The 13,233-nt window shown below is 53.0% G+C and carries 12 protein-coding genes; 6 read left to right on the top strand and 6 right to left on the bottom strand.

Annotation, left to right across the window (positions count from 1 at the left end; all coding sequences use genetic code 11):
* Positions 1–40 precede the first annotated feature (40 nt).
* Positions 41–1,339 (top strand): uracil/xanthine transporter, encoded by a 1,299-nt coding sequence (locus GHC22_RS17255; RefSeq protein ID WP_153753628.1) that lies wholly within the window; start codon positions 41–43, stop codon positions 1,337–1,339.
* 20 nt (positions 1,340–1,359) lie between these two features.
* On the top strand, positions 1,360–2,508 hold the full coding sequence (gene glxK / locus GHC22_RS17250; RefSeq protein WP_153753995.1) for a glycerate 3-kinase: 1,149 nt from the start codon (positions 1,360–1,362) through the stop codon (positions 2,506–2,508).
* A 79-nt stretch (positions 2,509–2,587) separates the two neighbouring features.
* On the opposite strand, the gene allE is transcribed toward glxK, so the two are convergent.
* The 3 genes from allE to allD are packed head-to-tail and all read right to left on the bottom strand — an operon-like array spanning position 2,588 to position 5,690.
* Positions 2,588–3,373 carry a (S)-ureidoglycine aminohydrolase gene (gene allE, locus GHC22_RS17245; RefSeq protein ID WP_153753626.1) on the bottom strand — a complete coding sequence of 262 codons (786 nt, stop codon included), beginning with the start codon at positions 3,371–3,373 and terminating at the stop codon, positions 2,588–2,590.
* A gap of 10 nt (positions 3,374–3,383) precedes the next feature.
* Positions 3,384–4,619, bottom strand: coding sequence for an allantoate deiminase (gene allC / locus GHC22_RS17240; RefSeq protein ID WP_128317151.1), 1,236 nt, complete (start codon positions 4,617–4,619; stop codon positions 3,384–3,386).
* 21 nt (positions 4,620–4,640) lie between these two features.
* Complete coding sequence (gene allD / locus GHC22_RS17235; protein ID WP_137377115.1) at positions 4,641–5,690, bottom strand: ureidoglycolate dehydrogenase; 1,050 nt, start codon at positions 5,688–5,690, stop codon at positions 4,641–4,643.
* A gap of 316 nt (positions 5,691–6,006) precedes the next feature.
* Here allD and GHC22_RS17230 point away from each other — a divergent pair, with 316 nt between their 5' ends.
* From GHC22_RS17230 to GHC22_RS17215, 4 genes are read left to right on the top strand one after another with little or no spacing between them, the layout of a single operon-like run.
* Positions 6,007–7,674 carry an acyl-CoA synthetase FdrA gene (locus tag GHC22_RS17230; protein WP_153753624.1) on the top strand — a complete coding sequence of 556 codons (1,668 nt, stop codon included), beginning with the start codon at positions 6,007–6,009 and terminating at the stop codon, positions 7,672–7,674.
* A gap of 9 nt (positions 7,675–7,683) precedes the next feature.
* Positions 7,684–8,943 (top strand): DUF1116 domain-containing protein, encoded by a 1,260-nt coding sequence (locus GHC22_RS17225; RefSeq protein ID WP_071692488.1) that lies wholly within the window; start codon positions 7,684–7,686, stop codon positions 8,941–8,943.
* Positions 8,944–8,954: 11 nt separating this feature from the next.
* A complete protein-coding gene (locus tag GHC22_RS17220; RefSeq protein ID WP_153753622.1) occupies positions 8,955–9,764 on the top strand; it encodes a DUF2877 domain-containing protein in 810 nt (269 codons plus the stop codon).
* Positions 9,765–9,767: 3 nt separating this feature from the next.
* The gene (locus GHC22_RS17215) at positions 9,768–10,661 is read left to right on the top strand and encodes a carbamate kinase (protein WP_126955892.1); all 894 of its coding nucleotides are present in this window, start codon (positions 9,768–9,770) and stop codon (positions 10,659–10,661) included.
* Between the two features lie 35 nt (positions 10,662–10,696).
* Here GHC22_RS17215 and purK read toward each other — a convergent pair whose 3' ends face one another.
* The 3 genes from purK to lpxH form a co-directional block, all read right to left on the bottom strand.
* Positions 10,697–11,764 carry a 5-(carboxyamino)imidazole ribonucleotide synthase gene (purK, locus tag GHC22_RS17210; protein WP_008783999.1) on the bottom strand — a complete coding sequence of 356 codons (1,068 nt, stop codon included), beginning with the start codon at positions 11,762–11,764 and terminating at the stop codon, positions 10,697–10,699.
* Positions 11,761–12,270, bottom strand: a complete 510-nt coding sequence (purE, locus tag GHC22_RS17205; protein ID WP_153753620.1) for a 5-(carboxyamino)imidazole ribonucleotide mutase — start codon at positions 12,268–12,270, stop codon at positions 11,761–11,763. The genes purK and purE overlap by 4 nt, the downstream gene beginning before the upstream one ends.
* A gap of 238 nt (positions 12,271–12,508) precedes the next feature.
* A complete protein-coding gene (lpxH, locus tag GHC22_RS17200) occupies positions 12,509–13,231 on the bottom strand; it encodes a UDP-2,3-diacylglucosamine diphosphatase (protein ID WP_153753619.1) in 723 nt (240 codons plus the stop codon).
* Positions 13,232–13,233: the final 2 nt, after the last annotated feature.

Raw genomic sequence — 13,233 nt, 5'->3', positions numbered from 1 at the left:
CCGTCATGCTGGCGGGCATTCTCTATTTTAAGGTATGAATATGCTTCCTGTTATTAACCGAGAAAGTTTGTTATCCGGCTTTCAGTGGTTTTTCTTTATTTTTTGTAATACGGTCGTGGTCCCGCCAACGCTGGTTTCTGCTTTTCATCTCCCCGCGAACAATCTGCTAATGCTTACGCAGTACGCTTTTTTAACGACGTCGCTGGCCTGTCTTGCCCAGGTAATTTGTGGCCATCGCCGTGCCATTATGGAAGGACCAACCGGTTTATGGTGGGGAACCATTCTGACGATTACTCTGGCTGAGGCGTCACGAGGAACCCCGCTCAATGATATCGCCACCAGTCTGGCCGTTGGAATTGTGATTTCCGCTGTTCTGACGATGATTATCGGCTTTAGTGGCTTAGGGCATCGATTAGCCCGGCTTTTTACCCCGACGGTTATGGTCTTTTTTATGCTGCTGCTCGGCGCGCAGCTGACCACCATCTTTTTTAAAGGCATGCTGGGTTTACCCTTTGGCATTGCTGATACCAGCGTCAAAATTCAACTGGCTCCCTTTAGCCTGGCAGTTGCCGTGATGTGCTTCATCCTTGCGATGATTATCTTTTTACCGCAGCGGATCTCACGCTATGCCCTGTTGGTGGGCGCAGTCGTAGGGTGGGGGCTTTGGCGATTGTGCTTTCCATCGACATCCCTGCCGTCCAGCGAATTAAGCTGGCAGTGGTTCCCGTTAGGCAGCCATGGCAGACTGTTACCAGGTATTATTCTGACTGCGGTTATCACCGGTCTGGTGAATATCAGTAATACCTATGGAGCGGTGCGCGGCACAGATGTTTTTTATGCGCAGCAAGGCTCCAGCAGCTCGCGTTATCGTCGCAGTTTTATCATTTCCGGCTTTATTACGCTGGTGACAGTACCTTTTGCGGTGATTCCATTTTCACCTTTTGTCTCTTCTATCGGCCTGTTAACACAGACAGGTGACAGCTCGCGAAAATCATTTATTTGCGGCAGCGTATTATGTTTATTCGTGGCGATAGTAACGCCGCTAACCCGCTTATTTTGCGCGATTCCACTGGCGATCAGCAGCGCTGTGATGCTGGTTTCTTATCTTCCGTTGCTTTATTCCGGTCTGGTATTTAGCCAGCAAATCACATTTACCGCGCGAAATATTTATCGACTGGCGCTCCCGCTGTTTGTCGGCATTTTTTTGATGGGGCTGCCTCCGGTTTATTTACAAGATCTTCCGCTGACTATTCGGCCATTACTGAGCAATGGTTTGCTGGTGGGGATTTTACTGGCAGTGCTTATGGAAAATCTCATTCCATGGGAACGCATTAAATAACACGATGAAAAGGATTGATGATGAAAATTGTAATTGCGCCAGATTCATTTAAAGAGAGCTTAAGCGCCGACCAATGCTGCCAGGCAATTAAAGCCGGATTTTCAGCCATATTCCCTGATGCAGAATATATTTGTTTGCCGGTTGCTGACGGTGGAGAAGGAACCGTGGATGCAATGGTGGCGGCAACAGGGGGAAAAGTTATCTCTGTGGAAGTCTGCGGGCCGATGGGGGAAAAGGTCATGGGGTTTTATGGCCTGACTGGTGACGGAAAGACCGCAATTATTGAAATGGCGGCGGCGAGTGGGCTGATGTTGGTCGAACCGCAGGCGCGTAATCCTCTCCTGGCCTCAAGTTACGGTACCGGTGAGCTGATTCGGCATGCGCTGGATGCAGGTATTCGTCATATTATTCTTGGTATTGGCGGGAGTGCCACGGTTGATGGTGGTATGGGGATGGCTCAGGCGCTTGGCGTGCGTTTTCTTGATGCACAGGGCGTGTCATTAAATGCAGGAGGCGGTAGCTTGTCTCGTCTGGCGAGCATCGACCTGCAACAGTGCGATCCGCGAATGAAAGCATGTCGCATTGACGTTGCCTGTGATGTGGATAACCCGTTGGTTGGCCCGCGCGGTGCCGCAAGGGTATTCGGACCGCAGAAAGGGGCGACGCCTGAGATGGTTGAGATACTGGAAGAAGGGTTACTCAACTATGCCCGTGTGCTGCAAACACTGACCGGTGAGGACGTTGCTCAGGTTGCGGGCGGTGGGGCGGCCGGTGGACTGGGGATTGCAGCGGTTATCTTCCTGCAGGCCAGCATGAAGCCAGGTATTGAGATTGTGTTGCAGGCAGTACAGCTGGAGCAATCCATCAAAGACGCGGCGCTGGTTATCACCGGCGAAGGGCGTATTGATTCACAAACGGTCGGCGGTAAAGCGCCCATTGGTGTAGCGTCGGTGGCCATGCAGCATAACGTTCCCGTTATTGGTATCGCTGGGGTGCTGGGGGAAGGCGTGGAGGTGGTTCACGATCACGGTATTGATGCGGTATTCAGTATTTTGCCGCGCCTCGCTCCGTTAGCCGAAGTGCTGGCTAGCGGCGAAACCAATCTCTATCACTGTGCGCGTAATATCGCCTGTGCAATGAAACTGGGCCAGGTTGTGAATCAGCGTTAAGCATAAAAAAAGCCACGGTATTAACCGTGGCAAAACCCAACATAGCTAAATAAAAAATTATCAGGCGGGCTGTACGCCGTTAGATCTCAACATCCCGGTTGCAATCTTTAGAATAGATATAGCTAAATGCTTCACCACGACCCACGCCGTATCCGGCCTGCAGGGAATAAGCGCCCATAAAGATGTAGTCGCCTTTTTTCACAGGTATCCACTGATTGTCGAGGTTATAAACCCCCAGGCCTGAGAGAATATAGGCACCGTGTTCCTGTACGTGCGTTTCGATATAACCGTGGCTGGCGCCCGGCTCGAACGACAGAATGTGCATATTCATATCGAAGCCCAATTCTTTAGGCAGGAAATCCAGCAGGATCACGTCATCCATGCCTTCATAATGAATACGTTCTAACTGGTTGGCGTTACCGGAAACCAGCCACGGCGAATGACCTGCTACTGGTGTATAACGACGTTTATATAAAAACAGCTGGCTGTCTTCTGTTTGGGCATTGCTAAAGGTGAGCAGCTCGCCAGGCGGGCAATAAAGGTATCCACCCTGAGTTAAAGCGAACGTTTTACCCTCTGCTTTTGCCTCAATTTTTCCGGAAATAACATAAACGAACGTTTCAATGCCTTCACCACCGAAACCACTCTGGTTGCCACCGTTCTGGTGCAACGTCACCAGATAATCAACAAACGATGCGCCCAGTTTTGGCGTTGACAGGATGGTGACGTCACAGTTTTCAAAACCCGGAATGATATTTTTAACCAGTCCATCGGGGGTTAAGAGGGCGAAGTTGCCGTGTTTTACAATTGCGCGGTTAGCCAGTAAATCATCGCGGTAACCCGTGACGTTATTCAGATATCCCATTGTTGACTCCTTATTTCTGCCAGGCAAGTTGATGAAGCATTAATGCCAGAGTTTTGACCCCTTCGGCAAGGTCGTTAATATTTGTTCGTTCAGCGGGGTTGTGGCTGATACCGTTAATGCTGGGCATGAAAATCATGCAGGTCGGCACACGGGGAGCGAAAATTTGCGCATCGTGGCCCGCACCACTGTGCATCACCCGGTAGTTCAGCTGTTCCTTTTCACACAGCTCAGTCAGAGTGGCGACCAGTTTTGTGTCCATCGGGACCGGCGTTTCGTCCATCCACAAATCGATATCAATGCCGATATCCATTTCATCGCAGATGGCGCGCATGTCATTTTCCAGTTGCTGAGTAAAATCACGCAGCACTTCGGCGTCGGTATGACGGCAATCGATCGTGAAAGTCGTTTTTCCTGGCACCACGTTGACGGTGTTTGGCTGCGGCTCAACTTTGCCAAAGGTTAGTACCAGAGGATCGCCATGTTTTTTGGCTTTCTCAATCGACTGGCTACAGATACGGCTGAAGGCGTAAACGGTGTCGCGACGGTAGCTCAGCGGCGTTGTCCCCGCATGGTTGGATTCGCCGTTCAGCGTTACCGTATAGCGGCGCTGCCCGACAATCGCGCTGACAACGCCGATGGACTGACCATTGCTTTCAAGCACGCACCCTTGCTCGATGTGCAATTCAACAAAGGCTTTGATGTCAGTGCGAGCGTGAAGTGGTTCTGCGGGGAGCGTAAAGCCGCAGGCGTTCATCGCATCAACAAAACGTGTGCCTTTGGCATCCTGGATGTTGCGAACGTCATCGGGATTTGCCAGCCCAAAGATGTTCTTACTGCCCCAGAAGACATACGGGAATCGACTGCCTTCTTCTTCTGCCATAGAAACTACTTCGACCGTTTTCAGCGGCGCGCCGTAGGTGGTCTTAAGCCAGTCAATCGCTAGCCACGCAGCCAGTGCGCCAAACTGGCCGTCAAGATTGCCGCCGTTGACGACGGTATCAATGTGCGAGCCACTTAAAATTACCTGTTCCGGGGATTCGCTCCCGCGCAGGCGACCGTATAAATTGCCCACTTCATCAAAACGCGTTTCCAGACCGCTGGCGTCCATCCGTTTTTTGAATTGCTGTTGTGTTTCAAGCCATTCTGGCGAGTACAGCAAGCGTGTCATCCCACCTGTAGGATCTGCGCCAAAGGAAGAGAGCCAGGGGAGGGTTTCTTCTATTGCGTGACGAAAATGGTTGATCATATGAAATTCCTGTTTCAATAATTATTGCGCAAAGGGATTTTTGGTTTCGTATGACTTCAAATAAAGGGCATCGGAAATCAGGTATTGATAGATATCGTCAACGATGTCGATACCATGGGCCGCAGCATTGCGTTGATTAATATCTTGATCTTGTCCAGGGTAATAAACTTGTTTAAAACCAGGTGCAGGCGTAACGGCATTTAACTCTTGCATGGTTTGGCTGAGATGCTGACGAAATAATTGGCTGGAGGAGAAAAACTCGGGATTAATAACCAAATGCAGTTGGCCTAAATTACGCCCCGCATGCAAATCTTCATACATGGAACTGACCTGACGACCAAATGGTAATCCCAGCAGAATGCCGGATAGCACATCGATCATCATCATCAGACCATAGCCTTTTGGCCCAGCAGCAGGTAGCAATGCATTGACAGCAAAAGGGTCGGACGTCGGCGCACCGTTTTTATCGACAGCCCAGGTATCGGGAATCGGTTCGTTACGCGAGCGGGCATCGAGAACTTTACCCCAGGCTTGCACCGTTGTGGCCATATCAAATGTCATGACATCGTCACCTTCTCCAGGTGCCGCGAAGGCTAATGGGTTGGTTCCGTAGTAAATATCCGCGCCGCCGAAAGGTACAACCATCGGGTCGGACTGGCAAACGGAGAGGCCGATAAGTCCAGCATGGGCGGCTTGTTGCACGAAGTAGGAAATGGCTCCGCTGTGTCCCATTCGGCTAATTCCGACAACGGCGACACCATTTTTTTTAGCAATTTCAATTGCATGCTCCATACCCATCTTTGCAGCGACTTGCCCGGCGGCGTTATCGGCATGCAAAATTGCTGTGCAGGGACCGGTATCTTCAAAACGAAATGTGGGTTCGCGGTTGGTACCGCCTTTTGAAATGCGCTCGGCATAGTATTCAACGCGTACGGCGCCATGAGAGTGAATGCCTCTGGCATCGGCATAAACCAATACCTCAGCAACCGTTGCGGCGTGCTCACGTTTTAGTCCGGCCTTGCAAAGCTTATTCTCGATAAGCTGGTGGAGTGTTTCCCGACTGATTTTCATCTGTCTTCCTTTTTAACGACGGTGTGAAGCATGACTGCCGTTAACATACCGGGAATATAAACAGATTATGTGATCCAGATACGCAAAAAAATATAGTTAGAATTTATTTGATAATCAGAGCCGATTTGCCATTTCTTTTTAAATAAATATTGCCGTTAGAAAATAACATGTAATCCTCTGGTGGTTATTAAAATTCTTTTGCTAATAAATTGTATGTGATATTAGTCACTCTATTTGTGATGCCGGATATATACCTTGAGCGACACATTAACACTACTCGTGCAATTGCCATGGGTGCAATTATTAAGGGGTTGTTATGATTCACGCCTTTATTAAAAAAGGGTGTTTTCAGGACTCTGTCAGTTTAATGATTATTTCACGCAAGCTGAGTGAGTCCGAAAATGTAGATGATGTATCGGTCATGATGGGAACGCCAGCGAATAAATCGTTGTTGGAAACGACCGGGTTCTGGCATGACGATTTTAATCAGGCGACGCCGAATGATATTTGCGTGGCGATCCGAACTGAAACTGCCGATCAAAGTATTACCCAGGCTATTTCGCAGCAACTGGATGAGTCGTTGCAGCAGTTGGCGCAGGCCACCGGGGGGAGTCAAGCGCTCCTGCAGGTCAGACGCTGGGAAAGCGCGTGTCAGAAACTGCCTGAAGCGAATATGACATTAATTTCTGTTGCTGGCGAATATGCGGCGGAACTGGCGAACCAGGCACTGGATCGCAACCTGAACGTCATGATGTTCTCCGACAACGTCACGCTGGAAGATGAAATTAAACTGAAGCGTCGCGCACAAGATAAAGGTCTTCTGGTGATGGGGCCGGATTGTGGAACTGCCATGATCGCCGGTACGCCGCTGGCTTTTGCCAACGTGATGCCGGAAGGTAATATCGGTGTAATTGGTGCCTCCGGTACAGGAATCCAGGAACTCTGTTCGCAAATTGCGTTGGCCGATGAAGGTATTACTCATGCTATTGGCTTGGGGGGGCGCGATCTGAGCGCCGAGGTGGGCGGGATTAGTGCACTTACCGCACTGGAGATGCTTGGGGCAGATGACAAAAGTCAGGTGCTGGCTTTTGTGTCAAAACCACCGGCAGAAGCTGTTCGTCAGCGTATTGTTACTGCGATGAAAGCTACGGGAAAACCTGTTGTAGCGCTGTTTTTAGGTTATACCTCTGCGGTTGCCAGAGACGAGAACGTCTGGTTTGCAGCGACGCTGGATGATGCAGCCCGTCTTGCCTGTTTACTGGCGCGAGTGACTGCGCGACGCAGTGCGCTTTTCGCTACAGGAGATGGCGTAATCAGGGGGCTGTATACCGGAGGTACGCTGGCTGCTGAAGCGGCGGGGTTGCTGGCCGGTCACCTGAATGTCCCGGCGGATGCGGAACACCACCACGGGATGATGCTGGATGCCGCCGGGCATCAGATTATCGATCTGGGTGATGATTTTTACACTGTCGGGCGTCCGCATCCGATGATCGATCCCGCATTACGTAATCAGCTTATTACAGATCTGGGTTCGCAGCCGCAGGTGAGGGTGCTGCTGGTGGATGTTGTGATTGGCTACGGTGCGACAGCCGACCCGGCTGCATCACTGGCCCAGGCCTGGCAGAAAGCATGTGCTGCGCGAGCTAGCGAGCAACCGCTGTTTGCCATTGCGACGGTCACCGGCACCGAGCGCGATCCGCAGTGCCGTTCACTGCAAATTGCCACGCTGGAAGATGCCGGTATCGCCGTGGTGAATTCACTGCCTGAGGCAACACTACTTGCCGCTGAACTGATTCGACCAGTTCAATCGTTATCTCATCAATCCGCACCTGCGCTACTGGAAAAAGTGGCGGTTATTAATGCCGGGTTACGCAGTTTTGCACTGGATTTACAGGCGGCAGAAAAGCCTGTGGTGCATTACCAGTGGGCGCCTGTCGCTGGCGGTAATAAAAAACTGGCTCGTTTATTAGAACGTTTGCAATAAGGGGTTCCAATGTTTACATCAGTGGCGCAAGCCAATGCTGCAGTAATCGAACAAATTCGTCGTGCGCGTCCACACTGGCTGGATGTGCAACCCGCGTCCTCGTTAATCAGCGAACTCAATGAGGGGAAAACACTGCTTCATGCAGGACCGCCAATGCGTTGGCAAGAGATGACCGGCCCGATGAAAGGGGCCTGCATTGGTGCATGCCTGTTTGAAGGATGGGCCAATGATGAAATAGGCGCGCTGGCTTTACTGGAGCAGGGAAAAGTCAATTTTGTACCTTGCCATCATGTTAATGCCGTGGGCCCAATGGGCGGAATCACCTCTGCCAGCATGCCGATGCTGGTGGTGGAAAATATCACCGAAGGGAACAGGGCTTACTGCAATCTCAACGAAGGTATTGGCAAAGTGATGCGCTTTGGCGCGTACGGTGAGGATGTCCAGCAGCGTTTACGTTGGATGCGTGATGTTCTGATGCCGGTCTTAAGCGCAGCGCTGGGCACTCTGGAGCAAGGTATTGACCTGACCGCCATGATGGCACAGGGCATTACGATGGGCGATGAGTTCCATCAGCGCAATATTGCCTCTTCAGCCCTGTTGATGCGTACGCTGGCACCACAAATTGCCCGTCTGGAACATGATAAGCAGCAGATTGCTGAGGTGATGGATTTCCTGAGTGTAACCGACCAGTTCTTCCTCAACCTGGCGATGGCTTACTGCAAAGCGGCAATGGACGCCGGGGCGCAGGTGCGTTCTGGCAGTATTGTGACGGCAATGACCCGTAATGGCGACATGTTCGGTATTCGCGTGAGCGGACTTGGCGATCGCTGGTTTACCGCGCCTGTTAACACCCCGCAGGGACTGTTCTTTACCGGTTTTTCGCAGGAACAGGCTAACCCGGATATGGGTGATAGCGCCATCACTGAAACCTTTGGTATTGGCGGTGCGGCGATGATTGCCGCGCCTGGCGTAACGCGTTTTGTCGGTGCCGGAGGAATGGAAGCCGCAAAATCCGTCTCCGAAGAGATGGCGGAAATCTATCTGGAGCGCAATATGCAGCTACAGATCCCCGGCTGGGATTTCCAGGGGGCCTGTCTGGGACTCGATATCCGTCGCGTGGTCGAAACGGGGATCACGCCGCTGATCAATACTGGTATTGCCCATAAAGAGGCCGGTATTGGCCAGATCGGTGCAGGTACAGTCCGTGCGCCGCTCGCTTGCTTTGAGCTGGCGCTGGAAGCGCTGGCGGAAAGCATGGGCATTAGCTAAAAGAGGTGCGCATGATGATCATCCATCCTCTAATGGGCAGCCAGCAGTCTGCGGATTTTCGCCAGTCATGGCAATTGTCTGGTGTCTGGCGACGCTCGATTAACCTTGTAGCCGAAGGGGGCGCACTGTTAACGCTGCACCGCCAGGGAAGCGGCTTTAGCCCAGGGGGATGGGTGATCCGCGCTCATGACTTTGATGCGCTGCGTACGTCGTTAAGTGGTAGTGAAACCCCTCTGGCTGTCCCCGAGGGGATTGTGTTGGGACCGTATCTTTTACGTCAACCTCAGCGCTGCTGTTCATTGCAAATAACCTATCGTCCTCATGCCGCGCGCCTTGCACCGGGCTGGATGGAGCGCGGCGAGGAAACGGGATTATTCGGACCGTTAATGCTGGCCACAAGCCTGCCTTTGTGTCCCGAGCTGCGTCAGTTCCGCCACTGCTTCTTCTCGGCGCTTGCCGGTTTGTCGACAGACTGGCGGCAGTGGTTGGGCAAGGGGCCTGGTTTAACGCCCAGCCATGATGACACGTTGACTGGCATGCTGTTGGCCGCCTGGTATTTTGGTGCGTTGAATAAGGATTCCGGTCACCGTTTCTTTGATTATTCCGGCAACCTTGAACAAGCGACGACCGTGGTTAGCGTGAGCTACTTGCGCTATGCGGCGCTAGGGTACTTCGCTTCACCTTTACTCCACTTCACCCATGCTCTGCGCCGCCAGGAAAGGCTGGATGCGGCGATAAATTCGCTGTTGGCGCTTGGGCATACCTCCGGCGCAGACACCTTGTTGGGGTTCTGGCTTGGACAACAAATCATAGAAGGATAGGGAATGAAAACGCTGGTTGTTGCTCTTGGTGGCAACGCATTATTGCAGCGCGGTGAGGCGCTAACGGCAGAAAATCAATATCGTAATATTGCCAGCGCCGTACCCGCTCTGGCGCGTCTGGCGCGCTCGTATCGCCTGGCTATCGTACATGGCAACGGACCGCAGGTTGGCTTGCTGTCGTTACAGAACCTTGCCTGGAAGGAGGTCGAGCCTTATCCGTTAGATGTGCTGGTGGCCGAGACGCAGGGCATGATTGGTTATATGTTGGCACAGAGCCTGACCGCAGAACCGGAGATGCCGCCAGTGACCACGGTGTTAACGCGGATTGTGGTATCCGAGGACGATCCTGCATTTATGGCACCTGAAAAATTTATCGGCCCGGTGTATTCGCCCGAAGAACAAACGCAACTGGAAGCGACATACGGTTGGCATATGAAGCGTGACGGCAAATACCTGCGGCGTGTTGTCGCTTCGCCAGAACCTCGCCAGATCGTAGAAAGCGATGCTATTAAGCTCTTACTCAAAGAAGGGCATGTGGTGATTTGTAGCGGGGGCGGCGGCGTGCCCGTCACTGGCGAAGGATTAGGGTCTGAAGCGGTCATTGATAAGGACCTGGCGGCGGCGTTGCTGGCTGAACAGATCGATGCCGATGGTCTGGTCATTCTGACCGATGCCGATGCGGTCTATGAAAACTGGGGGACGCCGGAGCAACGCGCGATCCGTCAGGCCTCTCCTGATGAGCTGGCGCCGTTTGCTAAAGCTGATGGTTCGATGGGGCCTAAGGTCACAGCCGTAAGCGGATACGTGAAACGACGGGGAAAACCAGCATGGATTGGCGCGCTGTCACGCATTGAAGATACGCTGGCGGGCAAAGCCGGAACCTGTATCCGTCTGTAAAAAAAGGGGGCGTTTATATGCACGCCCCTATTTTCTTATTTCAGCTTTGACTGCGCCCAGATAATACCGCTGGCATATTCCGGCGGCAGCAGGGGGATAAGCGCTTCCAGCGTCGCGCTAAGGCGCGCGGTATCGCTGTCGCTCAGGTTCAGGTGACCCACCTTACGCCCTTCACGCACCTCTTTGTCATACCAGTGCAGATGCACCAGCGGCAGCTTCAGCCAGTCGTAGTTCAGGTCGCTACCAATCAGGTTTACCATCACCGAAGGGTGGTTCACCACCGGCGTCGGTAATGGCAGGTTGGTAATGGCACGTAGATGCAACTCAAACTGGCTGATGCTGGCGCCGTTTTGCGTCCAGTGGCCACTGTTGTGCACGCGCGGAGCCAGTTCGTTAATCAGCAGACCTTCCGGGGTGATGAAACACTCCATCGCCATCACGCCGACATAGCCCAGCTCCTGCATGATGGCAGAGAGCATTGCTTCAGCCTGTTCCTGCTGTCTGGCGTTAGCCTGCGGGAATACCACGCTGGTGCGCAGAATACCGTCCTGATGGAGGTTATGGGTCAGCGGATAGAAAACGGTGCTGCCGTCGTGCGCACGAGCGCCAACCAGGGAGACCTCACCGGAGAAGTTGATTCCCCGCTCGACGATGCACTCGCCGTAGCAGTCGTCCGGCAGTTGCTCAGTTTCATTTGCGCGCAAGCGCCACTGTCCACGTCCATCGTAGCCGCCGACGCGACGTTTCACGATCGCCAGCTCGCCAAGTTTGTCGAATACCGCAGACCATTCGCTTTTATCTGCCAGCAACTGCCACGGCGCGGTCGCCAGACCGAGCTTGTCAAAAAGCTGCTTTTGCGTCAGACGGTCGGCAATAATCGGGAAGACGTCGCGGTTAACAAACGCCGGGTGGCGTGCCAGTTCGCGGGTGAGTGCCGTTTCCGGCCAGCGCTCAATCTCAGCGGTGATCACGCTTTGCTGAAAAGGGACCGCAGCCGGTTCAGCGTCCAGCCCGACGGGCCAGACCGCTATGCCCAGTGGCTCACCGGCCTGGCGCAGCATGCGCCCTAGCTGTCCGTTGCCAAGTACGCAGACCTGCTTCATGCGACACCTCGCGGGTCCGGGTTCTCCAGCACCTCATCGGTTTGCGCTTTGCGCCAGTCGTTCAGACGCTGGTGTAATGCTATGTCGTGTGTTGCCAGAATTTGTGCTGCCAGCAGGGCCGCATTTGCCGCGCCCGCTTTGCCGATAGCCAGCGTGCCGACCGGAATACCGCGCGGCATTTGAACGATAGAGTAGAGGCTATCTACGCCGCTCAGCGCTGCGCTTTGCACCGGAACGCCCAAAACTGGCACCAGCGTTTTCGCTGCAATCATGCCAGGCAAATGCGCTGCGCCACCGGCCCCGGCAATAATCACCTGATAACCGTTCTCTTCAGCGCTTTCGGCGAAGCTAAACAGTTTGTCTGGGGTGCGGTGGGCGGAGACGACTTCAACATGATGCGGAACGTCCAGGATTTCGAAGATTTCGGCGGCGAACTGCATGGTAGCCCAGTCGCTTTTGGACCCCATCACGATGGCGACACGCGCCGGATTATTGCGGGAAGACATGCGTCTGAAAACTCCTGTGGTGCACTACACTCGACTTTTGAGGCCACAGAGAATAGCATAATTCACCGCCAAGGAAAACGATTGCGCGCTTTGCGCTTCACTCTTCAAGCTGCCTCTTTGTTGGCTGCATCTGCTCACCCCAGTCACTTACTTTTGTAAGCTCCAGGGGACTCACAGATTTGCCGCCTCGATGCAACTCGAATAGTTTTGTGTAAAGAGGAACTGGGTATCTGCAGAATTAAAACGGAAAGGCGATCAGTTCAACGTCGTCAGGGGTGACTTTGATCATCGAACCTTCGGTGTGCCATGCGCCTAAAACCACGCGGAAAGCGGGTTGCTCATTGGCCGTAAGTTCGTGGACGGCAGGGCGGTGGGTATGGCCGTGAATTAACCACTGAACCTGATGTTTTTCCATCTCGCTAATCACGGCCTGCTGATTCACATCCATGATTTCCAGCGATTTGGTGTTGTTGGCTGCTTTGCTGTTGGCACGCATTTTCGCAGCGATTCGCTGGCGAACGAACAGCGGCAGAGCGAGGAACAGCTTCTGTAACCAGGGTTGATGCACTTTGGCGCGAAATGCCTGATAGCCTGCGTCGTCGGTGCATAAGGTGTCGCCATGCATGATCAGCACCTTGCGGCCATACAGGTTGAGCACTTTTTCTTCGGGAAGCAAGATCATGCCGCTCGCACGGGCAAAACGTTTACCGAGCAGAAAATCACGGTTGCCGTGAATAAAAAAGCAGGGAACGCCGGAATCAGTCAGTGATTTTATCGCCGCGGCCATTTCACGATGCAGCGGATTAGGATCGTCGTCGCCAATCCAGGCTTCAAACAGGTCGCCAAGAATGTATAGCGCATCGGCCTTTCGCGCATCACCGGCTAAAAAACGCAGAAAACCGGCGGTGATCGCCGGTTCTTCTGTGCAGAGGTGAAGATCTGCAATAAACAGTGTCGCCACGA

This window comes from Citrobacter sp. H12-3-2, assembly GCF_009649895.1.
GTDB lineage: Bacteria > Pseudomonadota > Gammaproteobacteria > Enterobacterales > Enterobacteriaceae > Citrobacter > Citrobacter portucalensis.
The sequence above is the reverse complement of the archived record's forward strand: the minus strand, read 5'-3'. Positions and strand labels throughout refer to the sequence as shown.